The organism is Caldisericaceae bacterium (genome assembly GCA_036574215.1).
In the GTDB taxonomy this organism is placed as follows: domain Bacteria; phylum Caldisericota; class Caldisericia; order Caldisericales; family Caldisericaceae; genus Caldisericum.
This window is the reverse complement of the sequence record JAINCR010000046.1, coordinates 1-24,853: the sequence shown is the minus strand read 5'-3', so window position 1 is coordinate 24,853 and position 24,853 is coordinate 1. Positions and strand designations below refer to the sequence as shown.

The 24,853-nt window shown below is 33.3% G+C and carries 28 protein-coding genes; 15 read left to right on the top strand and 13 right to left on the bottom strand.

Annotated elements, in window-relative coordinates; all coding sequences use genetic code 11:
- Together K6343_02465 and cdaA are read right to left on the bottom strand one after the other, a co-directional pair.
- The gene (locus K6343_02465; protein ID MEF3244833.1) at window positions 1-1,185 is read right to left on the bottom strand and encodes a hypothetical protein; all 1,185 of its coding nucleotides are present in this window, start codon (window positions 1,183-1,185) and stop codon (window positions 1-3) included.
- Window positions 1,182-2,018 carry a diadenylate cyclase CdaA gene (gene cdaA, locus K6343_02460; protein ID MEF3244832.1) on the bottom strand — a complete coding sequence of 279 codons (837 nt, stop codon included), beginning with the start codon at window positions 2,016-2,018 and terminating at the stop codon, window positions 1,182-1,184. The genes K6343_02465 and cdaA overlap by 4 nt, the downstream gene beginning before the upstream one ends.
- A 107-nt stretch (window positions 2,019-2,125) precedes the next feature.
- On the opposite strand from cdaA, the gene miaA reads away from it, so the two are divergent.
- From miaA to K6343_02435, 5 genes are all read left to right on the top strand, one after another.
- On the top strand, window positions 2,126-3,043 hold the full coding sequence (miaA, locus tag K6343_02455) for a tRNA (adenosine(37)-N6)-dimethylallyltransferase MiaA (GenBank protein ID MEF3244831.1): 918 nt from the start codon (window positions 2,126-2,128) through the stop codon (window positions 3,041-3,043).
- Window positions 3,030-4,259, top strand: coding sequence for a methionine gamma-lyase family protein (locus K6343_02450; GenBank protein MEF3244830.1), 1,230 nt, complete (start codon window positions 3,030-3,032; stop codon window positions 4,257-4,259). The genes miaA and K6343_02450 overlap by 14 nt, the downstream gene beginning before the upstream one ends.
- A gap of 291 nt (window positions 4,260-4,550) precedes the next feature.
- Window positions 4,551-4,982, top strand: a complete 432-nt coding sequence (gene speD / locus K6343_02445; GenBank protein MEF3244829.1) for an adenosylmethionine decarboxylase — start codon at window positions 4,551-4,553, stop codon at window positions 4,980-4,982.
- Window positions 4,954-5,886, top strand: a complete 933-nt coding sequence (locus K6343_02440) for a fused MFS/spermidine synthase (protein MEF3244828.1) — start codon at window positions 4,954-4,956, stop codon at window positions 5,884-5,886. The genes speD and K6343_02440 overlap by 29 nt, the downstream gene beginning before the upstream one ends.
- Entirely contained in the window at window positions 5,883-7,154 is a 1,272-nt protein-coding gene (locus K6343_02435; GenBank protein MEF3244827.1) for an amidohydrolase, read from the top strand. Before K6343_02440 ends, K6343_02435 begins: the two co-directional genes overlap by 4 nt.
- On the opposite strand, the gene K6343_02430 is transcribed toward K6343_02435, so the two are convergent.
- The gene (locus K6343_02430) at window positions 7,151-7,789 is read right to left on the bottom strand and encodes a thiamine diphosphokinase (protein ID MEF3244826.1); all 639 of its coding nucleotides are present in this window, start codon (window positions 7,787-7,789) and stop codon (window positions 7,151-7,153) included. The genes K6343_02435 and K6343_02430 overlap by 4 nt on opposite strands.
- A gap of 91 nt (window positions 7,790-7,880) precedes the next feature.
- Here K6343_02430 and K6343_02425 point away from each other — a divergent pair, with 91 nt between their 5' ends.
- From K6343_02425 to K6343_02385, 9 genes are all read left to right on the top strand, one after another.
- Window positions 7,881-8,126 (top strand): hypothetical protein, encoded by a 246-nt coding sequence (locus K6343_02425; protein ID MEF3244825.1) that lies wholly within the window; start codon window positions 7,881-7,883, stop codon window positions 8,124-8,126.
- Window positions 8,123-8,944, top strand: a complete 822-nt coding sequence (locus K6343_02420) for a transaldolase (GenBank protein ID MEF3244824.1) — start codon at window positions 8,123-8,125, stop codon at window positions 8,942-8,944. Before K6343_02425 ends, K6343_02420 begins: the two co-directional genes overlap by 4 nt.
- A gap of 2 nt (window positions 8,945-8,946) precedes the next feature.
- On the top strand, window positions 8,947-11,253 hold the full coding sequence (locus K6343_02415; GenBank protein ID MEF3244823.1) for a transketolase: 2,307 nt from the start codon (window positions 8,947-8,949) through the stop codon (window positions 11,251-11,253).
- 811 nt (window positions 11,254-12,064) lie between these two features.
- Entirely contained in the window at window positions 12,065-12,307 is a 243-nt protein-coding gene (locus K6343_02410) for a sulfurtransferase TusA family protein (protein ID MEF3244822.1), read from the top strand.
- A 12-nt stretch (window positions 12,308-12,319) separates the two neighbouring features.
- Window positions 12,320-13,336: a YeeE/YedE family protein gene (locus tag K6343_02405; protein ID MEF3244821.1), complete on the top strand. Its 1,017-nt coding sequence runs from the start codon at window positions 12,320-12,322 to the stop codon at window positions 13,334-13,336.
- Between the two features lie 25 nt (window positions 13,337-13,361).
- The gene (locus tag K6343_02400; GenBank protein ID MEF3244820.1) at window positions 13,362-13,715 is read left to right on the top strand and encodes a DsrE family protein; all 354 of its coding nucleotides are present in this window, start codon (window positions 13,362-13,364) and stop codon (window positions 13,713-13,715) included.
- 9 nt (window positions 13,716-13,724) lie between these two features.
- Window positions 13,725-14,087: an intracellular sulfur oxidation protein gene (locus tag K6343_02395; protein MEF3244819.1), complete on the top strand. Its 363-nt coding sequence runs from the start codon at window positions 13,725-13,727 to the stop codon at window positions 14,085-14,087.
- 12 nt (window positions 14,088-14,099) lie between these two features.
- Window positions 14,100-14,378, top strand: coding sequence for a sulfurtransferase complex subunit TusB (tusB, locus tag K6343_02390; GenBank protein MEF3244818.1), 279 nt, complete (start codon window positions 14,100-14,102; stop codon window positions 14,376-14,378).
- A gap of 81 nt (window positions 14,379-14,459) precedes the next feature.
- A complete protein-coding gene (locus K6343_02385; GenBank protein MEF3244817.1) occupies window positions 14,460-15,110 on the top strand; it encodes a hemolysin III family protein in 651 nt (216 codons plus the stop codon).
- A gap of 52 nt (window positions 15,111-15,162) precedes the next feature.
- On the opposite strand, the gene K6343_02380 is transcribed toward K6343_02385, so the two are convergent.
- The 10 genes from K6343_02380 to K6343_02335 all read right to left on the bottom strand — a co-directional run bounded on the left by K6343_02380 (window position 15,163) and on the right by K6343_02335 (window position 23,813).
- Complete coding sequence (locus K6343_02380) at window positions 15,163-15,606, bottom strand: NfeD family protein (protein ID MEF3244816.1); 444 nt, start codon at window positions 15,604-15,606, stop codon at window positions 15,163-15,165.
- Window positions 15,607-15,617: 11 nt separating this feature from the next.
- Window positions 15,618-16,547 carry an SPFH/Band 7/PHB domain protein gene (locus K6343_02375; GenBank protein MEF3244815.1) on the bottom strand — a complete coding sequence of 310 codons (930 nt, stop codon included), beginning with the start codon at window positions 16,545-16,547 and terminating at the stop codon, window positions 15,618-15,620.
- A 526-nt stretch (window positions 16,548-17,073) separates the two neighbouring features.
- Window positions 17,074-18,804 (bottom strand): ABC transporter ATP-binding protein/permease, encoded by a 1,731-nt coding sequence (locus tag K6343_02370; protein MEF3244814.1) that lies wholly within the window; start codon window positions 18,802-18,804, stop codon window positions 17,074-17,076.
- Between the two features lie 99 nt (window positions 18,805-18,903).
- A complete protein-coding gene (locus tag K6343_02365; protein ID MEF3244813.1) occupies window positions 18,904-19,647 on the bottom strand; it encodes a hypothetical protein in 744 nt (247 codons plus the stop codon).
- Window positions 19,644-20,270: an ABC transporter ATP-binding protein gene (locus tag K6343_02360; GenBank protein ID MEF3244812.1), complete on the bottom strand. Its 627-nt coding sequence runs from the start codon at window positions 20,268-20,270 to the stop codon at window positions 19,644-19,646. Before K6343_02360 ends, K6343_02365 begins: the two co-directional genes overlap by 4 nt.
- A 117-nt stretch (window positions 20,271-20,387) precedes the next feature.
- The gene (locus K6343_02355; protein MEF3244811.1) at window positions 20,388-20,813 is read right to left on the bottom strand and encodes an SdpI family protein; all 426 of its coding nucleotides are present in this window, start codon (window positions 20,811-20,813) and stop codon (window positions 20,388-20,390) included.
- A gap of 295 nt (window positions 20,814-21,108) precedes the next feature.
- Window positions 21,109-21,753, bottom strand: a complete 645-nt coding sequence (locus K6343_02350; GenBank protein MEF3244810.1) for a hypothetical protein — start codon at window positions 21,751-21,753, stop codon at window positions 21,109-21,111.
- Window positions 21,754-21,757: 4 nt separating this feature from the next.
- Window positions 21,758-22,324: a PH domain-containing protein gene (locus K6343_02345; protein ID MEF3244809.1), complete on the bottom strand. Its 567-nt coding sequence runs from the start codon at window positions 22,322-22,324 to the stop codon at window positions 21,758-21,760.
- Window positions 22,325-22,585: 261 nt separating this feature from the next.
- Window positions 22,586-23,302 (bottom strand): hypothetical protein, encoded by a 717-nt coding sequence (locus K6343_02340; GenBank protein MEF3244808.1) that lies wholly within the window; start codon window positions 23,300-23,302, stop codon window positions 22,586-22,588.
- A gap of 307 nt (window positions 23,303-23,609) precedes the next feature.
- Window positions 23,610-23,813, bottom strand: coding sequence for a hypothetical protein (locus K6343_02335; protein ID MEF3244807.1), 204 nt, complete (start codon window positions 23,811-23,813; stop codon window positions 23,610-23,612).
- Window positions 23,814-24,377: 564 nt separating this feature from the next.
- On the opposite strand from K6343_02335, the gene K6343_02330 reads away from it, so the two are divergent.
- Window positions 24,378-24,853: hypothetical protein (locus K6343_02330; protein ID MEF3244806.1), on the top strand; the 476-nt coding region annotated here is incomplete at its 3' end.

The window sequence follows — 24,853 nt, the reverse complement described above, 5'->3', positions numbered from 1 at the left end:
CTAATATATTCTAACCTCTAAGCTTGACGGGGTGATAGTTTCAAGAATAACATCTTGAGGGACTCCCAATACAACTACTGGAAGGGTATAAGAGCCGTTATCAAGAGAAGAAGCATCAATAGAACATTTTATTGAATCTGTTTGCAAGGAGTCAATAACGCTCTTAAAGCCTTTTAAGACTATGTTTACATTATCCTGTGAAAGGGAGAACTGTTTTCCTTGTTGTGTAGTCACACTAACAGGAATGGTAAATGTTTTTGAAACAAGTGGTTCTACATCTATTGTTACACTGCAAGTATCAAAAGGATATGTGATGTTTTCAATTTTAGCCAATTTTACATCAAGTTTTGTTGATTGGGTAATTTTGGATGCATCTATTGGTTGCGTTTGAATTGATTGCAAATTGGAAATTATGTTTATAGGTCCACTTACAGTTATTACAGATGGGTCAACACTTATATTTTTTATTCCAAAGTTATACAATGGCGCAGAAGAAATTTCTGGAATAATTGGAAGTGTTATAAATGCAGTACTTGAAGATATGTTTAATTTTACAACAACATTAGATGGATTTAGGTAAATATTCTTTAAAGTGCTTGCATCTGTTGTTTCAACCAATAGTGGAAGGGTAAGCGTTGTTGCAGTAGTAATTTTTGATAGATCAATTTGGACATACACTCTTTTAATTTTTTCGAGTTCTGAAGTTGGTCCGCTAATCAAAGTTGTTGATGGTGTTATAATTGGGATTGATGGGTAAATCTGCTGTAGTAAAGGTGTATTAACAAATTCGCTTGTAATAGTGAATGTTTTGCTTGTAATAGTTTCAACTGCTACAAAGACTTTTTGGGGACTATATGATTTAATTTTTATTGCATTTGTTGGAGGTCGCACTTCGACATCGAGGTTGTAATTACCTTCTGCCTTCCCTGATAGGTCTACTGAGGCAAAGAAATCTGTATTATGCAAACCAAGGATGATTTTACTTGGTCCTTCAGCAACAATAGAAATAGGACTAATGTTATTTTGTATGTATGTTTCCTGCGGTAAGTTTATGGGGACAACTGGAACATTGTTAAATGTTTTTGTAATTAGTGGACCTTGAGTAATGCTTACATAATACCAAAGTGCAATACCTATAAGCACGGCAACCACTTTAATGTTAAAGATTCTATGTAAAAATTTCATCCCTTCTTCACCGTTTCCTTTTTTTCAAAAGCAGGTCTTACCATTACCAAAAGCATTCCCCTTAGTTCAAGAGGAGATAGATATCTTGTTAATTTTCCTCTTACTGCAAGTGAAATTATACCAGTTTCTTCTGAAACAACTATCCCAACTGCATCACTTTCTTCAGTTATACCACATGCCGCCCGATGACGAGTCCCGATGTCTTCTTTATCAAGTTCTTTATCCATTGAGAGTGGTAGAACGCATCTTGCTGCAGCGATTACTCCTTTTCTTATTATTACTGCTCCATCGTGAAGAGGAGAACTTGGGAAAAATATCGTTGTAAGAGTTTCTGCTTTTACTTTTGCTCCAACTTCAACACCTGTTTCAAGATATTCAGAAAGTGGGACCTCTCTTTCTATAACGATAAGTGCCCCTATTTTATTTAAAGACATTGTATTTACACTCTTTACAATTTCTTCAATAATTGACCTATAATCTTCTTCTGTTTCTAATTCTTGTAGTTTAATACCCTTTCCAAGGCCTGTAAACCATTTTCTCAATTCTGGTTGAAAAACCACCACAAGTAGGTATGGAAGGAAGGTAAAAGAGTAGTTTATTAGATTACTTGTAAGGAAGTGAAGTGTTGTTAAGCCAAGTTTATCTGATAAATAAGAAATGATAAATATACCTATAAAGTAAAGTGCAATTCCTTCTGCAAGTTGTAAAGTCCTTGTGTTGTAAATGGCTTTTAAAACAAAGTAAAATATTAAACTCACTATGAGGATATCTATTACACTTAGAACGATGGTTTTTGTCCCAATGCTATTAATTATGTCTAAAAATATTTTCATCCCAATCTATTTTCTCAAAAATCCAATTTTTTGCAAGTGTTTTAAATATTGTTTGTCTTATAAGGCTATAAATTAAAAAATTCTTCAAAATTTGGTAAAATAGTTGCGTGAAGAAAAAAGTAGTTGTGCTTTTAGGACCAACGTCAACAGGAAAAAGTGATATGGCTCTTAAACTCGTAAACGACTTTCCATTTGAGATTGTCTCTGCAGATTCTATGCAATTTTATAAAGGTATGGATATTGGCACTGCAAAAATAGATGCATCCATTAGAAAAAATTATTTCCACTATTTTATCGATATTATTGATGTAACCCAAGAATACAGTATTGCAAACTACAAAAGGGATTTTATGGAATTACAGGAGACTATTTACAAAAAAGGAAAAATTCCTCTAATTGTTGGGGGGTCAGGTCTTTACATAAGAGTCATTACTGAGAATTTTCCAGTTGAAAGATCTGCATCCAAAAGTGAGGATTTAAGAGAAAATTTAAACAATCTTTCACTTGATGAATTAAGAAAAATTGCTTTTGATTGTGACCCTATCCAAACTGAAAAAATTGGCTTTAGAGATAAAAAAAGACTTATTCGGCTTATAGAATATTGCAAACTTGCCAACTTAAGAATTTCTCTCGTTAAAAATGAGCCACCACTGTTTGAGTTTCTAAAAATCGGTCTAATAAAAGATAGGGCTAAATTGTATGAAGATATAAACTCAAGAGTTGACAGAATGATAGAAGTAGGACTTGTAAATGAAGTGATAAGATTAAGGGAGCATTATAAAAACTGGTCAATAACTGCAAGGCAAGCTATAGGATATAAGGAGATTTTAGATTATTTAGACCAAAAAATTACTTTAGAGGAAGCAATTGAACTTATTAAGAGGCATACAAGAAACCTCGCAAAAAGGCAGATAACTTGGTTTAAAAAAGAGAGAGATGTTAATTGGTTTGATGTGTATAATTTTGAAGAGGCATTTAACAAAATAAAAATTTTAGTGGAGAGTTTTTTGCATGAAAAAGATTGATGAGAGTTTAATTAAAAAGGGAGAAGCAATCGAAAAAGTAGTTGAGCCGCAATTTAAAAGTGTCGATAGTATTAGAGAGAAAAATTTTTTAAAGGTGCTCATTGCCTTTCAAACTGCTTTATTGCATGATTCTGATTTTGGTTTTACTTCTGGCTATGGTTATAACGACATTGGAAGAGAAAAGGTAGAAGCAATTTTTGCTAATATTTTTAAGGCAGAGGCTGCAATAGTGAGGCCACAAATAGTTTCAGGCACGCATGCAATTTCTATTACTCTTTTTGGTTTATTAAAGCCTAATGATACTTTAGTATACGCAAGCGGAAGGCCTTATGAAACAGGAGAAGGTATTATTGGTATAAGAGATATCAAAGGCTCATTAAAAGATCTTGGCATAAAATATGCGCAGTTTGATTTTAGAGAAGGTTTCAATGAACACCTCATAGAACAAGCAAGAGTTGTTGCATTCCAGAGATCAAAAGGTTACACGTTTAAAGATTCTATTACCATTCCTCAATTAAAAGAGGCAATTGTAAAAATAAGGGAAATAAATCCAAAAGCTATTATTTTTGTTGATAATTGTTATGGTGAATTTGTAGAAGAACATGAACCTACTGAAGTTGGTGCAGATGTTGTTGTTGGCTCATTGATTAAAAATGCAGGTGGAGCCATCGCTTTTACTGGTGGTTATGTAGTAGGTAGGGAAGAGCAAATAAATAGTATTGCTTCACGTCTTACTGCACCTGGTGTTGGAAAGGAAATTGGTCCTATGCTTGGTCTTACAAGAAATATCCTTCAAGGTATATTTTTTGCTCCACTTGTAGTTTCAAATGCTTTAAAAGGTGCAATTTTTGCTTCTAAATTGTTTGAAGACGAAGGATTTGAAGTTAAACCTCGCTATACCGATAAGAGAGGCGATATTGTTCAGGCGATTAAATTTGGGAATAAAGAACTATTGATAGCTTTTGCTCAGGCAATTCAAAACTTTTCACCTGTGGATTCAGATGCATTAATTGAACCCTCTCCTCTTGCAGGTTATAGTAATAAAATCCTAATGGCATCGGGTTCATTTATACAAGGCTCTTCAATTGAACTTTCCTTTGATGCCCCCTTAAAACCACCTTATGTAGGCTATCTTCAGGGTGGTGTGTATTATGAACATGTTAAATACGCTTCTCTTTATGGTTTGAATTACATTAGAAAATTTAAAAGTAAGTAAAATTGCCTTCTTTCTAACTCAAAATAAATCTTTTAAAAATTCAATAAAAATGGCATAAAACTATTGCATTTTTCTCAAATTTTGGTATAAATTGTGCGATAAGGTAAACTTACCTTACCACCTCTCTCTGCAAAGCACTCTTGCTTAAAGAGTGGCTAACGCAGGCAAACATGGAGAAGGAAAACTCCAGTTTAAAAAACCCTACGGCTGGACTGGTCGGAGGTTATGCCTGGATTAACCCAGGAAGCCCCTCATTAAGCAGGGTGGTTGTCACTAATTCTTTGGAAGGGGGTGGATGAAATGCGCACAGAAGGTAAACACATTATTATGGATGCATCTGGATGTGCTCCAGAACTTCTTAATGATTTGGATTACCTTAGATCTCTTCTTGTTGATGCAGCAAGAAGGGCTAATGCAACAGTATTGAATGTTGCGTTTCACCACTTTACTCCTCAGGGAGTTAGTGGAGTGGTGGTAATTTCCGAATCACATCTTTCGATTCACACGTGGCCAGAGTTTGGTTATGCTGCGCTTGATTTTTATACCTGTGGCGATATTGATCCTAAAGTTGCTTGTGAGTATGTTGCAAAAGAACTCAAGGCAACTTATGTCAAAACAACCGAAATTGCCCGTGGAGAAGTTAGCGAGGAAGGGAAATACAGCCATAAAACATTGTCTGTGAAAGAAAAAGTTTATGGAGAAGAGTTATCTTTACTTCCATGACCGTTTTGGAGGTGATGAAGAGCACCTTCATGGGATTTCAAAAGTTATCTATGAGGTGAGGACTCCCTACCAGTATATTCAAGTGGTAGAGAGTCCTACCTTTGGTAAATTACTCATTATCGATGGAGATGTTCAATCATCTCTTGCTGATGAATACATCTATCACGAATCTCTTGTGCATCCTGCAATGCTATGTTTAGAAAATCCAAAAGTAGTTGTGATTTTAGGTGGAGGAGAAGGCTCTACCCTAAGAGAAGTGTTAAAACACAAAAGTGTTTCAAAAGCGATTATGGTTGATATTGATAAGGACGCAACTGATATTGCAAAAGAATACATGAAGGAGTGGCACCAAGGAAGCTTTGATGACAAAAGAGCTACTCTTCTAAATACTGATGCAAGAGAATTCGTTGAAACAAGCCTTTCAAATAGTTCTGTTGATGTGTTCATTAGTGATCTAACAGAGCCGTACGAGCAAGGGCCTTCTTATAAACTATATTCGGTTGAGTTTTATAAAACGATTTTTAATCGATTAAAAGAAGACGGAGTTTTTGTTTTGCAAGCCTCGCTTTTGAGAATTACAGACTACAAAATGCATACAATCATTAGGAACACCTTAAAAAAAGTCTTCCCTATTGTGAGAAGTTATTTTGCATACGTGCCTTCATTTGATACTACTTGGGGGTTTGTTATTGCATCAAAAAAACATGATCCTAAAAACCTTACAAAAGAGGATGTTGATTACAGACTAAAAGAGCGTATTTCTTCAACTTTAAAGTTTTATGACGGAGAGACTCATTTAGCTCTTTTTAACTTACCTAAAGATATAAGAGCAATAATCGAAAAAGATACTGATGTAATAACCGACGAACATTACCTTCCTCTTAAAAGAAAAGAAAGTCTATGATTCTTATAAAAAATGTTTCTGCAATTCTTGATAAAGAGACCTACAGAGATTCTGTTAATATAGTAATAAAAGATTCAAATATTGCTTTTGTAGGTGATAACCCTCCTTATAGTGAGTATTCTCATATTATTGATGGTAGTTCTTACATTGCCTTACCTGGCTTTGTCAATACACACTCCCATCTTGCAATGACTCTCATGAGGGGTTTGGGAGAAGATTTACCGCTTAAAGATTGGTTAGATAAAGTTATTTTCCCCCTTGAAAGTAAATTGACTTACGATGTTGTTTATTTTGCTTCTCTTCTTGCAGCAATTGAGTCTATAAAAACTGGTACAACTACAACGGCCGACTTCTACTTTTACCCCAACGCTACTCTTAAGGCACTTTCCGAAATTGGTATGAGAGCTAATATTGGTATAGCGTATGCCTCAAAACCTTTTATGGATAATACAATCATTAAGAACGTAGAGACAAAGTTTAAAGAACTTGTAGATAAAGATAGCAAAATTCTTATAAGCCTTGCTCCACATGCACCTTACACAGTTTCACAAGAACTATTTAAGTTGACCTTAAATCTTTCTAAGAAACTTAATATAAAAATCCAAGTCCATCTACACGAAACAGAGCAAGAAGTTTTAGATTATTTGAAAACTTATACTAAAACTCCTATTGAGTTTCTTGCCTCTATTGGGTTTTTAGATGAAAACGTTATTGCTGCTCACTGTGTTTGGGTAAGTGAAAAAGATATCAAACTTCTTAAAAGAAGAAATGTATGGGTCTCTCTTAATCCCGAAAGTAATTTGAAGTTAGGGTCTTTCATCCCTCCTATTAACAAATTCGTTGAAGATGGTCTAAGACTTACTGTTGGAACTGATGGTGTTGCTTCTAACAATAATCTTTCAGTTTTAGAATCGATAAGACTAACTAGCATGCTTGCAAAAGGCATCTCAAGAAACCCAAAGCTTTTAACCGCAAATGAAGCCTTTGAGATCCTCACATACAATGGAGCGCAAGCATTGGGTTTTGAAAACGTTGGCAAGATAAAGAAAGGTTTTAAGGCAGATATTATTCTTGTTGATAAAAATACCGTAAATTTTATACCAAACCATTCACCAATCTCAAATGTAATCTATTCAATGTACCCAACTGATGTTGATACAGTAATAATAGGTGGAGAGATTGTTATGCAAAATAAGAAAATACTTACCATTGAAGAAGAGATTGTAAAAGAAGAGTTTAAAAAAATTTTTAAGAGTTTCTTTGATTAAAATTTAGGCTTTACTTTTCTAACAATTAAAATTGCAACCCCAGAACTTAGAGAGATGCTTACCCTGTTTTCATTTGCAAAATTACTCAGTGTGAGAGTTTCTCCTAAAGTAACCGTCTTGTCTTTTAATTTGTAATATAAACCTTTTGATTCTGTGAATTTCAAAGGAGGCAACATTGGAAAGACAGATATAATATCGTTTATCTCTGTTTCAATTTCTATGTGTTTATCAAAAATGTATATTTCTTCCTTGTTTTCAAGGATTTTCGCTGTTTTGCCAAGTCCAAAAACTTTGTAGAGGAGTGAAAGATTAAAAAGAATGTGGTCTGTTCTTCCACCAAGCATGTTTGTAAAGATAAGTTCATTAAATCCTTTTTCTACTGCATGATTTATTGCAATTTCAGTATCTGAGTAATCTTTTTCTTTTGGGTATTCAAGATAATCGATGTTTTTAAGTAAGTTTTTATTCTTTATTGAATCAAAATCACCTATTGCAAGATTTACTTTTACCCCAGATTCAAGGAGATACTCTGCGCCAGCGTCTATACCAATTACAAAATTAACTTTCTTAGATAGTTCTCTTAAAAACTGAGGTGGATTTCTGGTGCCATTTGCTACCAGTAAGCAACTTTTCATAATAAATTATACTATAAAAATCTCTTGGGTATAAATTTCAACTTTTTAAAAATTTTGAATTCATAGTAAAATAGGAAGAAAGGAGGTAAAAATGAATAAGTTATCTTTACCTACGTTTAATTTTTTGCAATACAACATGCAGTTTATAATCTCTGCAATTTTATTGGGTATTTTTCTTTTATTCGGAATACTAACTGCAATTGTTGCAAAGAAAAAGGGTAGAAATTCCTTTGGATGGTTTATACTTGGATTACTTATTGGCCCGTTTGCTTTAGCCATTATTCTTATTGCATTGCCTATCCATTATTATATTAAGGGTGGAGATGATGACTTATGAGAATTTTTATTGATAGCGCCGATCTTGAAGAAATTAAAACTGGTATCTCTTGGGGTATTATAGATGGTGTAACAACAAATCCTTCCCTTATTAAGAAGGCAATTGAAAAGTATGGAAAAGGTAACTTTTCTATGGAAGATTACATTAAAGAGCTCTTACGTGTTGCAGGAAGGTTGAGGCCTGTTAGTCTTGAAGTTGTTAGTGTAGATACAAAGAATATGGTCATAGAAGGTGAAGTGCTTTATACCAAATTTAACTATGTTGCAAATAACGTCGTAATAAAAATTCCTATTAATCCAAACATTGGTGCAGGAAATAACTTTGATGGTTTATTAGCCGCAAAAGAGCTTAAAAATAGAGGCATTCCAGTTAATATTACACTTGTAATGACTGCAGAGCAAGCAATGTTAGCAGGAAAAATAGGAGCAGATTATGTAAGCCCTTTTATAGGAAGAATAGACGACTTTTTAAGAACAAACGCAAATTTACCTTTTAAAAAAAGCGATTATTACCCAGAAGAAGGTATTTACTTAGGAGATAAGTTGTTGGAAGATAACGGTGCTGTAAGCGGAGTGCATATGCTTTCCATGATTAAAGAAATCTTTGAAAATTATCACTTCAATACTAAAATAATAGCAGCATCCGTAAGAAACGCAAGGCAAGTAAGAGAAGTTGCGCTACTGGGGTGTGATATTGCAACTGTGCCTTTTTCTGTTTTGGTAGATCTTGTTAATCATCCAAAGACAGAGGAAGGAATGAAGAATTTTATAAAGGATGTAGAGGAGGAGTACAAGAAAATTTTTGAGAAAGGAGTGTAAAGATGGTTGAAAACGAAAAAGAACTAATACACTATGAGAAAGTTGGAGACATAGTCGACACACTTATTGACTTAATGCTTAACTACAGACAGAGTGGGCATCCAGGTGGTTCAAGATCAAAGATGCACATGTTCGTCACTCTTATGCTTTCGGGCTTTCTTAAATACGATATAAGAAATCCTGAGAAGAGATTCCAAGATCGTTTTATACTTGGAGCAGGGCATACCATACCCCTTGTGTATGCTACACTAGCAGTCTTAAATGGTATTTTACAAAAGAAATACGAAGAAACTGGTGACGAAAAGTTTAAATTAAGAAGAGAATTTGCACTTCTACCTGAAGATTTACTTGGTTTTAGAAGAAATAGAGGGCTCTCTGGACATGCTGAGTTTGAAGGAAAAACCCTCTTCCTTAAATTTAACACAGGCCCATCTGGACACGGAATTACTGCAGCAGTAGGAGAGGCGTTTGCTTTAAAAAGAGCAGGGTTAAATAAAAATAAAGTGGTAGTCATTGAAGGTGATGCGGGCTTAACTCCAGGTGGTTTCCATGAAAGTATTAATTCTGCTTGGGCATTGGGTTTAGATAATCTTTTCTTCCTTATCGATTGGAACAACTACGGTATTGATGACCATCCTGTTTCAGAGACTGTTTATGGTACACCAAAAGAATGGTTTGGTTGTCATGGTTGGAGGGTAGTTGGGACAGAAAACGGAAGCGATTTTATAGAAGTTTATAAAACAGAACAAGAACTTTTTGATGAAAAGAATATTCAAAAAAACATTCCTAATGTTGCATATTTCAAAACAAGAAAAGGAAGAGGTTATCTAAAGTATGATAACGCTTCCCATGGTGCACCTCATAAGATGAACGATCCACTCTTCTGGGAAACTAAAAAAGACTTCCAAAGTAAGTATGGAGTCCAATTCGTTGGTTTTGGGGAACCTGCACCCAAAAACCAAGAGGAAATTTACAAACAATTTAAAGAAAACATTGAAGTGGCAATGAGTGTTGCTTTTAGCGATAAAGAATTACTTGATTTTGTTGCAAATAGACTTATTGATATTGCAAATAGTATCCCAGATACAGTTGAAACCTTTGAGCTTTTAGGAGAAAATCCAATTAAGGATCCTGCCCTTTACGACTATAAAAATTATCCAAAGGATCTCTTTTTTGCACCTGGGACAAATGCAGCAAATAGAGAAGCTTTTAGTAAATGGGGTGCTTGGATTAATTCGTATGTAGGAAAGAAGTATGGACGTCCACTTTTCTTAGCAATGTCAGCAGACCTTGCAGATTCAACACAGATATCAGGTTTTGCAAAACCCTATGGTGATTTTCCAGGGTTTGGCTGGTTTGATAAGGAACACAATGAAAAAGGTATTCTCCTACCGCAAGAGATTACAGAATTTGTTAACTCTGGTATTTCTGTTGGGGTTGCTGCCGTCAACTTTGCTAAGAATCCGTTTGAAGAATTTAATGGTTTCTACACGGCTTCTTCAACTTACGGCTCTTTTGCCTATTTAAAATACGGAATGATGAGGCTATTTTCACAGTTAGCTCAAGATTGTCAACTTAAAGTTGGTAAAACAATTTGGGTTCTTGGACACTCTGGTCCTGAAACTGCTGATGACTCAAGGACTCATTTTGGTATATTCGCTCCAGGTGTTAGAGATTTATTTCCACAAGGCCATGTGATTGATCTTATACCTTGGGAGGCAAATGAAGTTCCAGTTTTGTTAGGTAAGGCACTTTCCCTTGATGCGCCTATTATTGCTCTTGTGCTCACAAGACCTCATGTTCCAATACCTAATAGAGAAGAGTTAGGTTTAGCTTCTTACTTTGAAGCTGCGCATGGAGCTTACATTTTGAAAGATTTTGACCCTAATTTAGAGATAATGGGGACTGTGATTGTTCAGGGAACAAGTTCTACTCTGTCAGTTATTAAAGTCCTACCACAACTTAAAGAGGCAAAACTCAATGTGAGAATTGTTTCTGCTCCTTCTTATGAACTCTTTAGAAGAGAACCACAATCATATAAAGATACTGTTCTTCCTTGGAAACTTTTCCATGATGCAATGGTTATTACAAATGAGTCTGTTAAACTTATGCATCATTGGATTGCTAACCCTATCGTAGAAGAATATTCGCTTTCTTCGGATTGGGATAATCGATGGAGAACTGGTGGCACTGTAGATGAAGTTGTTGAAGAGGCTCACCTTGATCCTAAACATGTATTTGAAGGAATTGAGCGGTTTGTTAAAGACCGTGAAAAAAGGTTAAGAAGAATAGAAGAGATTGTAAAATAATTTTTAGTTTCTTTTCATAAAAGGGGCTAACTTTTTAGCTCCTTTTTGTATTTATTTTGAAGAATATTTTGCAAAGAATTTTGCTGAAAATCGTTAAAAATTTAAAATTTCTTTGTAAATGTTAATTGATGATTTTATCACTTTAACTTTTGTTGTAGTTCATAACCCTTATTTATGCCTCACCTTTGTCATTTCAATTTTCTTCATCACTCTGACTTGTTGTCTTTTGCATTTGTGAAGTCATTGTTAACGAAGTGAAGAATCTCATCCTTTTGCAGTTTTTTCATTATTCGGGAGAGTCTTAAAGGGGTTCTGTTTTCCCATTTAACTTTTATATACTTCGTTATGGAGTTTACACTTAGCAAAGCGAATGTGTTTAGGATGACTACAAAGACTCATTATAATGGTGCAAAGCCCACTTTTTTATTCCAAAGTGAAAACTTACTCTGCTATTCTTCTTGAAAGACATTTACCGAGAGAGAATCTTGTTTGAAAAATTTTGAGAAATTTTTAACTGTTCAAAGAAAATCTGTTTGTAACTTAACAATCGCCTAATTAGTGCAAATTAAATCAATTTTCATTTTTTGATAAGCTATTGACAAAAAATATTTTTATATTAAAATATTAATTGTGAAAATAATATTTAATATAAAGAAAAATTTAGGTAAAAAAATAGTTTATACGTTAATAAAATTAATAATAAAGAAAAAATTAACTAATTTTAATAGTTTTACGTGTAATTACCGATACTTTTTAGTGTTAAGTAATTTAAAAATTAAATTTCAAATAATCCAGAAAGGGGGTTATTAAAATGAGTAACGAAATTAAGCCTAACTACACATTAGACGAAAGAGGTGAGGTGTGTCCAATTCCTGACGTGGACACAAGGAGAAAACTTAAGGAGATGAAGTCAGGAGAAGTCCTTGAGGTATTGATTGATTATGCACTTTCTAAGGAAAGAATTCCAGAAGGCGTTAAAGAGGTCGGTGGAGAAGTTCTTTCTATCGAAGAAATTGGCCAGAGCGAATGGAGAATTCTTATTAAAAAAATTTAAAGGAGGTATTCAATGGATCCAAGACTACAAGGTCTTTTGGTTGGCATTCTTTTCGGTGTAGTTTTACAGAGAAGTAGAATGTGTTTTAACTCAGCAATAAGAGACGTTAAGTTAACTAAGGATAATTACCTTTTTAAAATGGCAGTTCTTGCAATCCTTGTAGAAACTATTGGCTTCCAACTTGCAGCATCACTTGGTTGGATAAAGTTAAATCCACTTCCTTTTGTGCCATTAGCTCAGATTATTGGTGGTTTTCTATTTGGTATGGGAATGGTGTTAGCAGGGGGCTGTGCAAGTGGTATTACTTACAGAATAGGTGAAGGTTATATTACCGCGTTTGTTGCAGCAGTATTTTTTGGTATTACAGCCTCGGCCGTAAGAGGCGGGCCATTGACATTCTTTAATAAGTTATTAGGCACCCCTATAACAACTACAAATAACCCTTCTAATGTTTACGCAACAGCAGATGGAAAAGCAAACTTAACAATTGCAAACCTTTTTAATATCAATCCTTGGATCATTGCTATCGTTTTTGCAATAATACTTTTAATTGTATTAATACTTTTGAGAACAACCGAGAGAAAAGTAACTGGTCTTAACTGGATTTACGGTGGCATTGCGTTAGGTATCGTTGGAATTATCGGATACCTTTCTCAAAAAAGTTATGCTCTTGGAATCACTGGTGGCTGGGTAAATCTTTTTAGAGTTACTACTGGAACTGTTGATTTAACAAAACCCGTTCCATATAACTGGATAGGAATGGAAGTTTTTGGAGTAATTATTGGAGCTTTTATAGCAGCTCTTTTTTCTAAAGAATTTAAGTTGAGGATGCCTAAAGATCCCAAGACTTTTTTACAGGTTGCTTTAGGTGGTGTCTTAATGGGTTTTGGCGCAGCCGTTGCTTATGGATGTAACGTCGGTCATGTTTTGTCTGGTCTTCCACATTTAGCGATTAGTTCAATCGTATTTACAATTTTTGCTGTTGCTGGTAATTGGTTAATGGTTTGGTATCTGTTTGAAAGAAGATAATTTTTTCATTGATAGGAGGTATATAATGCATATAACAATTCAAGCAAATGTTCCACCTTATACCAATGCTGATTTAGATACTGCAATTCATTTTGCTGAAGCTTTCTTGAAAAGAGGGCATAAGGTTTCAATATTTTTATTTTCAGATTCAGTTCTTGCGGTAAATAAACTAGTTAAACCAATGAGAATTGACAGAAATATTCCTGAGAAGTTGAAAGAACTTGCACAAAAAGGCGTTGAAATAAATATTTGTGGACTTTGTGCTGACTATAGGGGACTTACAAATGAATTGAATATCGAAGGTTCAGTGTTCTCAGGTGTTCCCGAAATGGCGCACCTTTTGTTTGTGTCTGATAGATATATAAACCTTATGCCTTAGGAGGTTAAAATGAAAAAAGTGTTATTTATTGCTTACAATTCTCCTTCAGGATCTATTTGGATAAACGAAGCTTTTAGAAGTGCATTTGGTATGTATGGAGAAGATGTAGAACCAGCTGTAATGTTAGTTAAAGATGCAGTATTAGTCTTAAGGTCTACATGCAAACCTGAATTATTAGGTTGTTTATCTTTAACAATACTTGATAGATATCTTGATAAATACAATACAACCGTTTATGCACTTAAAGAAGATGTAGAGCACTTTAACATCAAACAAGAAGAAATTGATAAGAGATGGAAGATACTACAGTTTGTTTCAAAAGATGATTTTCCGAACTTTTTGCACTCTTTTGATAGAGTTGTAATTTTTTAAGGAGGCTTTAAAATGGCATTAATAATTGTGAAGAAGAGCCCAAATGAAAAAATTTCTGAATTTTTGTTGAGTAGTGCGCTACCAGGTGATAAAGTGCTTTTCATACAAGATGGTGTTATTTTCTCAATTTTCCCTTCTGTAAAAAGTTTAGTGAAAGAAGGGGTAGAGCTTTTTGCAATTAAAGAAGATTTTTTAGCAAGAGGTTTTCAAGAAAATACTTCGCAAGTTTCTCTTATTGACTACGATGGTTTTGCAGAGTTGGTGGAGAAAGAAGAAAAAATAATATCTTAATTTGAATTCAATAAGTAAGTAAAGTGCCTGGGTTTTAATAAAGACTTAGGCACTTTTTAATTTTTTAAGGTATAATTCAACATGAAGTTCAAAGAAAAGCCATTGTATAGAAAAGAAGAAATTGGAAATAGTATTACTCACGGTGTAGGGACTGCTTTAAGTATTGCAGGGTTAGTGCTCCTTATTATTAAGGGCGTAAAGAGTAATAATCCAGTTGCTTTATTTTCTTATTTAGTTTTTGGAATTACCCTTATTTTGTTGTATTCGTCTTCAACTTTCTACCATTCTTTTTACATCAACGTAAAAAGTAAAAAAGCTAAGTATTTTTTAAGGCTTTTAGACCATTCGGCAATCTATCTTTTAATTGCAGGGACTTATACTCCATTTTCTCTTTTAGGTATCAAAGGGGCTCTTGGATTTCGTATTTTTATTGCAGTTTGGCTAATTGCAATTATCTTTATAATTTTAAAAATTTTCTTTGTTGGCAGGTTTCCCGTCCTTTTCACTTTGAGTTATCTAATAATGGGGTATTTGGTTGTTTTTTCTTTTAAAGCACTTGTAATGAATATAAGCGAAGGATGTTTAATACTACTCATTGCAGGTGGACTTGTTTACACGCTTGGTGTTGTTTTTTATGCACGTCAAAGTTATAGATACAACCATTTTGTATGGCATTTCTTTGTAATAGGAGGAAGTGTCCTCCATTATTTAGCAGTATTGCTTTTCCTCTAATTTACAAATCAATTATTACAAAATAGGGTTTTTAAAGTTTTTTAAACAGAAGTTATTCTTCTACCTCTTTTACAATTAGTTTTACTCCATCTATCCTTACAACAATAACTTTTTTATTCACAGGGATTGTTTTGCCATCTTCACTTATTGCAGTCCAGTATTTGCCATAAATAAATACTTCACCATCATGGTTTAAATCTCCTACCTCTTTTGTTACAAAACCAATTTTTCCGATAATAGATTCCACATTCGTCTTGTAAGGCTTTTTGATGAGATTGAGTTTTCTTTTTAAGATAAATTCAGAGGCTAAAATTAGCACTAAAGAGGTAAGTATAAAAATGGCAACTTGAACGGGTAAGCTCACCTCTAAAAAATTAAAAATTAGAGTGATAATTGCAGCCACACTAAACCAGATTGCAAAAAATGTTGGAGTTATAACCTCGACAATTAGGGAGATAACGGCAATGATTATCCAAGTATTTGTTATTTCTTTCATATTAATTCCTTTTATTTGTTTGTTTCTCCACCTTTATTTTCTTCTTTAAATATCTCTTTAATTGTGCCTAAAGAACCAAGTAGTGCCGATGATTCATATGGGAGGAATATCTTCGTTGATTTTCCATCCGCTATTTTCATTAGAGTGTCAAGGTAATTAATTGCAATAATATCTTTTGTGGGGTTGCCTTTGTGTATGCCTGTAAAGTACACTTCCACTCCCTCTCCTCTTGCTTTTGCAACAGTAATGATTGCCTGTGCCTCACCTTCAGCTTTGAGGATTTGTGCTTGTTTTTCTCCTTCTGCGCTAAGGATTTTTGCTTGTCTTTCACCTTCTGCTTTAAGAATGGCAGCTTGTTTAACGCCCTCTGCCTCAAGAATAGTTGCTCTTTTATCTCTTTCGGCTTTCATTTGTTTTGTCATCGCTTCTTGTATTTCAGGTGGTGGCATAATTGATTTAATTTCAACTCTACTAACTTTTATTCCCCATGGATCTGTTGCGATATCTAAGTCATGCCGCAAGGTTTCATTAATCTTTTCTCTTGAGGTAAGAAGTTCGTCAAGCGTTAGATCGCCGCATACATTTCTTATAGCAGTTTGAGTGAGTTTTAAGATGGCTTGATCAACGTCTTGCACTTCATATACGGCTTTAACAGGATCAATTACCATATAGTACATGACGTTGTCAATTTTAACTACAACATTATCCTTTGTAATTATTTCTTGTGGTGGATAGTCCCACACTTGTTCCCTAAGATCAACTATCTTCTTCACATTTTCAAAGAAAGGAATTATTACATGCAATCCGGGAGTAAGAACCCTTGAAAATTGCCCCAGTCTTTCAACGATTGCTGCTGTTGCCTGATGAACAATGATTACTGTTTTAGAAGCAACCGAAATAACAAATGCGATTAAAATTACATACAAAATATACGTTAACATTTTTACCTCCTTCTATTTTTATTTTATTACTAATTTTTATTTTTATCAATACTCCAAATTGCTTCACTAAAAATCAGTTCAAAATTAAATTCACCTTGCATAAAAGTCTATTCAAAACTTCAAAGAAGAGTAGGATAAAATTAAGAAATTTTAAAGAAAATGGGAGAAGAAGATTTTATGATTTTATACTTAAAAGAGCTAAGCGGTTATGAAGGAAAAAGTAACAAGATACCAGAAAATGACAAAGAAGAAAGGTTATATACTTTAAGAATTTGTAGAACTCATAGGTTGACCAAGATGTCTTGCTTTATGCTTTGAAATTGTATTGAAAAAAGTTTTTGTGATTTAAAAATAGAAAAGTTTCGTGTGTTAATTTAAATGAGGCAACCAAATAATATTTCGTAGAATCGCATGAAAAGACTGCGATTAGAAAAGAGTAAAGAAAATTACTTAAGACAACACAGTAATTATATAAGGTTCCTAAGAGATCGTAACTTATGCAGATACTGAATTGAGAAACAAAACATTATTTTTCCTGTTGGAGAATAGAGTTAATTCTTTTGTAAAAATCATTCTCCAAAAGTAAATCTTCGTGAGTTCCAACTCCTTTTATCTTCCCATTTTCTAAGACTACTATTTTATCTGAAATTTTTGCAGTAGAAAGTCTATGAGCAATGATAATAACTGTGCTAATATTTTTAAGCTTCATAAAAGCATTATTAATTTTATTTTCAGTTTCTAAGTCAAGAGATGAAGTAGGCTCGTCAAAAATGAAAACTTTTGGAGAAAGTATTAATGCCCTTGCAAGAGCTACCCTTTGCGCTTCTCCTGCTGAAAGGTTAATACCTTCTTCACCAATTATAGTATCAAGGCCATTAGGAAGTTTATAAAGAAAATCTAAAGAAGATTCTTTTAAAGCCCATTCTATTTTCTCTTTACTTACATTTGTTGAGCCATAAGTAATATTTTCATACAAAGTGCCATTAAAAACATAGTTGTTGGAAAGAAATAATTTCACTGCTTTCCTAAGTGAAGTTAATTTAATATCCCTTATATCAACTCCATCTAAAAGGATTCTACCTTCCTTTGGATCAAAGAACCTTACAAGTAGTTTTGCAAGAGTCGTTTTACCAGAGCCAGTAGGACCTACAATGGCAGTGATTGAATTTGGATGAAATTCAATATTTATGTTTGATAAAACATTTTTATCTTCGTAGCTAAAAGAAACATTCTCTACACTAATCCTTCCTTCTTTTGGAACAAAATCTACTGCATCAGTTTTTTCTACTACATCTCCCTTAATTTCTAAGTACTCTTTTACTCTCATAAGATTTACCCGCACTCTCTCTAATGAAAGAATTAGATTCGTAAGAGTTGCAATTGGTTGGTAAAGAATGTTCATAAATATTAGAAACCCCGTTAATATTCCAACTGTTGCCTTTCCATGTATTGCAAGTAATCCACCGTAGAAGAGAACAACAAAAGAGCAAGTATTATAGACAAACCACTGCAGAGTATCAGAGAATCTGGAAATCATAAAAGTTTTTATTTCTATTTTGATGAGTTCCTGTAGTCTCTTAAAGAAATTCTTCTGCTCAACTTCTTCTGCAGAAATAGCCCTAATAAGTTGGATTCTTATAAAATGCCCAACTGTATAACCATTAATCTTTTCTCCTTTTTCTCTTGATTTCTTTGTCCAGTTAAGGATTGGTCCTCTAAAACGAGCTACTATGAATGCCTGTATAACAAGAAGTATAAATACAAATATTGCAAGTGTCAAATTCCACTTGACCATAAAAATAGCACTTGTAAGAAGCACAAGTTGCATCGGAACTGTAACAAGAATTTCCCTCCATGAATCTACAAGCGAGTCACTATCTCCAAGAAGACGAAAAGTTATCCCTCCACTTGCTTCCTTCTCATAGAAAGTCAATGATGCATATTGAAGATGCTTAAATATGTCGAGTTTGAGTTTTGCTGCAATTTGCTTAAAGGCCTTAACTAAAACGAAGTCTGAAATAAGGAAAGTAACTAAAAAGACAGGAAGCAAAAGAAATGAAAAGAGGACTAATGGTTTAAAATACGAATGATTCTTACCAATAATTACAAAATCAATCAAGAACCTTGTGATTAAAGGGAAAATTACCCAGCATATTTCCCCAATAATACCGAAGATAACACCTACAATAACGTCTCTTAAGTGACCCTTAAGATAGTGAAACAGCAAAGAAAAATATGCTTTTATATCTTTTTTCATTTGAATGTGCTCTTAATATAACTAACAATCAATGTAGAGGCTTGCTAAGAAGCCTATACAATCAATATTTATTGAGATAGAATTTGAATTAGACAACTTTTAAGCACCTCTACTTGCTATTTCAACCCTATTTACCCGCTCTATCGAAAGCCATGTGAATATGAGAACCCAAAGAATTCCAAAGACCCATGCAAGTTTTGTTGGATTCTCAAAAAAGAAATTACGAACAACAAAATCCATAACTTTACTATCCTTGTAAGTATGATAAAGGTCAGCCATAATTCTCATTATTATGAAAATTGCACCTATAGAAGCAATGCTACCTATTACAAGTTTACCTGGTAAGAGTGTTGATACAAATACTGCAAAGCTAACAAACATAAATATCCTTAAGGTGTTTAAACCTATTCCTCTTACCAACTCTGTTGTTTTCATATTGTATACCGTTTTATCTAATTCTTTCAACCCTTGTAGACCAAAATGTCCAAGTAATGCACCTGTAACTAATGATATTAAAACAAGAGTAATAAGAATTTGAAGGAGGATAAACATATAAAAGGTTATAGATTTTTTTAGCATCCAAACTCTTCTACTTTGCCCACAGGTTAAATGCGTTAAAAATGTTCCCTGTAGATACTCAACATTGAATAGAAGGTCTGAAAAGAGAATGAAAAAAATTGGGATACCATACTCCGTAGTGCTAGCAATAAAATGCAAACCCATTGCTAATCCACCTACCGGTTCTTTGGTATGTGCTTTAATAGATATCCCTGCTATGATACTTATAATCACAAATATTGCCTGTATTACAATCCACTGTTTTTGTTTAAAAAGAACCTTCATACGATTACCTCCTTATGGATTGTTTTGTCTACAAGATCTCCGTAGAGATCGGGATTTGTCCCTGCTATAATAATTGTCTCTCCTTTTGATTTGTAGTCATGTAGGAAGTTTAACAAAATTCCTTGCCTTTTTTCATCAAGTGCAAGTTCAGGTTCATCCCATATGAAAACCTGAGGGTTTGTTAAGAGAGATAGTGTTAGTTGCGCTATTCTTCTCATACCATGAGAACCTCTCTTGTATAGAGTATTAAAATCTATATCCCAAATTTTTATATACTCATCCAATGTTTTCTCTACTCCATCCTTTAATCCCTTTTCTTTTGCAAAGATAAGCACATTTTCTTTCAAACTGAGATCGCTATAAAATCCCATTCCATCAATCATTACTCCAACTTCCTTTAGAACCTTTGGATTGCGGTGTGGATCTTTACCTAAGAGACTTACCCTACCCTTTTGAGGAGGGATAATACCACACATAATCCTTAACAGTGTGCTCTTACCTGCCGCATTCTTACCAACAATGTAAACAAACTCTCCTTTCTCTACCTTTAAAGAAAAATCTTCTACTATTTTCAGTACTTTAGAGAACCGAAAACTCACATTTTCCATTAAAACTTCTGTCATTTTTTTACCTCCGTTTCCAAATTTTTTTGAGTATATTCCATTTTTGAATTTTTGTCAATAAAAGAAGATAGTTCTTTAATTAATTTTTATTTGCTCATTATCTTTTTCCTTTTTATTTCAAATCCAAAACTGCATTTTTGCAAAGCCTGGATTTAGTTTTCTTAAATTATTGAGGAGTTTGTTTAAAAAAGGCGATTTAGAGAAGTTTATCTTTTTCACTTTCGTTGGAAATTTTTCTTCATAAAGAGTGTTTGCATAATAAATAATATAAAGTAGCAACACGATAAAGAGAAATAGTAATAAGGCGTTAAAAACTTTTGCATAATAATCTGAATGAGTCAACAATAGTAAGAAAAGGTGGACAAGTGAAACTGTGCATAAAATTTTTGAAGCTTTTTTGTGTGTTTTCTTCCAAATTTCCGGGTCTGAAAGTGTTGCAGGGATCCTAATCCCCAAAATTGGGTTCCTCTCACTTACCAAAAAGATAAGGCACAATACTAAAATAATTCCATCAATCCAAATAGAAATTAAGTATAAGTTCATTTCACATTAATCTCTTTAAGAAACTTATTTATCTCACCCTATGGGGTATGGGGGTTCCGGTACACCTGTTACTGCATGCCAAATCCAAATATACATAAACTCTGAAGCAACAACAAAATCTACAAGTGCTAACACAACCTGTGGCTCTAATTCATTTCCACTTCCTCCCGCACTCTCAATCGTCGGGCTTTCTTAGTTTTGCATTTTAGTTTACCTCCTTTAAACTAATGTATATATCTTCCTTTAACTTATCATTGTTCGCTTAACTCTTTATCATTTTTTCAATCAACTTATGTTACTTTGTCGCAACTTGTTTCGTAGAATCTAATTTTTTTAAGACTATAAACTTCGAAATTATTATTACGATACTTGATGTAATAACAATGAACCATACTGAGATTGCTCCCTGTAAATTAGTAATAATTGGAGTTGCAATGATAAATGTTTGGATTACCACTGCAAGAAGGAAGTAGAGTATTATTCTCTCTTTTATAAGTCCATAAAAAATTAGAATCATAAGGCTTGTACTTAGGCCAATTTTAAAGACCTCCTCTGCAAAAATCATGTTGTAATTTGAGTTAGTTAATATTGAAATTACTGATTCAGTAAACCCAAAAAAAGCACCGCACAAACCACCAAGAATCAAAGGATTATTCCTTTTGACTTTAAAAATAATAAACGGGAATAATGTCTTTAAAAAGTTTTGAAAAAGGACAATTATAAAAGAAAATAGAATTATCCAAAGGACCGAATTCGAAAAAGAAAATACTCTTAGAACAAATGTTTTTAAAAAGAAAAATATAATAGCACTTAAAGCTCCAAAGATTGCCGAAAGAAAATTAATAGGCGAAAATTTCAAAAATGGATAAGGGAAAAAGAAATAAATCCAGATAAAAGTAACTCCAAGAAATATCATCGATAATAAAATATAATTATTCATATCCTCACCTATTTCCTTTTATCCTTGCCTCAAGTTCTTTTAAAAAGCCTTCTTCATCTGCAGGTGTTATACCGTACTGCTTCCCATCGCTGGTTTTAATAAGTAGAATGTTTTTAAGGGCACTTGTAGAATACATTTTTATAATACCTTTATTTCCATATGGAACATTAAACAAAGCATATCCTGGTATTCTCCAGCTTGAAGTAACATCTAAAGTTAAATCAGTTTTTTCTAAACTTTTAATCTTTCCATAATCAATCTTTGAATAAAATGGTCCACAGACAAGATAAAGTCCATCATCTCTGATTTCATATCTCATTGTATGATAAATAAGTAAACCAAAAAGAAGAAAAATTAAAAGAAGCCCAAAAGGTATACTTCTTAAAATAATGGTAGTTATTGCCGATCCCTCTTGCTTAAAAACCCAAATAACACCTCCTAACACAAGCGCCACAAATATAATGATCAAAGAAAGAAATACATAAGCCCATTTTGAATACTTAGGTCTAAAGATTAGAGAACCTCTAATCTCTCCTAACTGTTCTGTCGTTGAACTTTTATAGTTTTTCATTTTTACCTCCTCGTATTATTACATATTATTACAGTTAGAGATCAATGATCAATATACCTATGGACCTGTATCCAAAGAGTATCGTAACTTACTACCGCGGCTGCAGTCGCCACTATTAGTGACCATGCTACTGCAGCAAGCATAACAAAAATAAAACCATCTGGATCTGTTCCTCCACTTCCTACTGCACTCTCAATCGTCGGGCTTTCATTGTTTTGCATTTTAGTTTACTTCCTTTCTTATTATATCTTTAAGCATAAATTAAACGAATTCCTTTCTTTGTTTTTCTACTTTTTCAATAAATTCTTTAGCATAGGAAAGAGAATAAATCACTAAATCTTTTCCAAAACCAAGTTCGTTTTTCAATTCCCCTTCTTTTACAAATCCTTCTTCCAACAAGAACTTCTTGAGAGTATCATTTACTGGTTCTGTATCTGTTTCATAAAATTCAATCTTTGAAATATGCCTTACAGCTAAATACGGAAGATAATCTCTTGAATATTTAAATAACTCGCTTAAAAACTTCTCAGGGCAGATTACCAATCTCAAGGCAGCACTAAATTCCTTTGGGTGAGCAGGTAATGAAATACTTATCATTCCCTTTATCTCCGAATCCTTCCTTAACAGGAAAAATTCTTCAAAAAATTTAAAGAGTTTTTGCCTTAATACTAATTCGGAATATTCACCTTGCGTAATTAATGGATTCTTGTAGAAAACTATTCCTCCTTGAAGACCCTGTACATCTTCCATTAATTTAATAAAACTTTCAAGATCTCTCAGGTTGTCTTCTTGAGCAATGAAAAGAGAGTAGCCGTCAGTAAGAGGTTCTTCTTTCTTATAGAGGAAAGGATTTTCGCCATCCCACTCTACAATTCCCAGACGTGTAAAGGAACTTAAAGTCCTAAAAATATCAGCCTTAACTTTCTCTTTAGGCACTCTAAAATATTTGTTGATAAAATGCAATTCTATCTCATTCATTGTTCTGCTTCCATCGGTAAGTTCTAATATTTCTCTTGCAGTAGGGTTGATTATTAGCTCCCTTGCTTCAGGATGCACTTTTGAAGTAATGGTTCAATATCCCTCTTTCTCTTCTCTTTCATAAAGGAGGTTCTCTTTCTTAAACATTGGTTTTGCTTCTTTCATCTACTCCTCCTAAAAGATTATCGTCTATAATATCTATTGCAATGTCTTCATCAAACCAAACAACCGGTATCTCCTCATCGCTTCTTCCCATATCCTTAACACATACAATTCTTTTTGCAAACTCCTTTACTTTTGTAATTTCTCACATCCTTGCTAAACCCTTATCCCAATATTCACTGAATTTGTGTCTTCTTATATTACCAACAGTTATAGGAAGATATGGCGAAACTTGTATAGAACCATCTGCTTTTACTCCCACAAATGTGCTACAATGCTCTACAATTGTTGGAAAACGGATTAGATGGTCAACTGGATCTCCCCATTCAATGTTCGTATCATGATTCAATGGGATTGAAAATTCACTCGTTATTCCTACTTCAGTGAGTTCTACATTATACCTCCTTATCTAAAACTTTCTCTTTTCTAAACTTTTCCATACCTAACTAACCCTCATCTAATGATAGGATATTTTTTTTTTTTTTTTTTTTAAAAGTCAAGAGTTTTTTGAAAATTTTGAAAAATTTTTTATAAATTCTTTGGAAACCAAACAATAAAAATTATGAAATAGGCTTTTAAAAGAAACTTATCTAACTAAACCAGATTAAACACTCTTTTTGCTTCTTAACCCTTCTTTAGATGAATCACTACTTTTATTCCAGTAATCTAAGACTACATATTTCACTTCCAAACAACAATCTATTTTTTCTTCTTCAATCCAATGAAGCGTATAAAAAATTATCAAAAATATTTTCTATCAAAACTTATTTGCTTTGGAAAAAAATGATTCAGTTAAAAGAGTTTCATAGAAGACATTTTTTGTAAATATTAAAAGTTTTTGATAAGTCTTTTTTTTGTATAATTTAAGTAGAAGATTATTTGTGTAATAAATAACAATTAATAAGGAGCGAAGATGAAAAAAATTATTATAATTTTTATTTTGATTTGTTTTTTTGTTTACTTAGTACCATCTTCTTATGGGTTATCTTTTTCTCAAGTAAAAACAAACGCCTTAAATATTATTTCAAAAGATGCTAATGTTGTAGCAAAAACTTTTGATTTGCCTTTAGGTTCGGTAAGTTGGACTAATCTTGAGGTAAGGGATTTTTTAGCTAAACAGTTAAACGATGCTTTTATCTTATCGCAATCAAATGGTAGCATTTCTTGGGCAAAAACCTATGGCGGTAAAAGTGATGACTATGCTTACTCTATCCAAAAAACTCTTGATTCTGGATATATTGTTTGTGGTCAAACCTCCTCGTTTGGAGCAGGTGGTTGGGATATTCTTATCTTAAAACTCGATAAAAATGGTGGTATTACATGGGCAAAAACTTATGGTGGCAAAAGTGATGACTATGCTTACTCTATCCAAAAAACTCTTGATTCTGG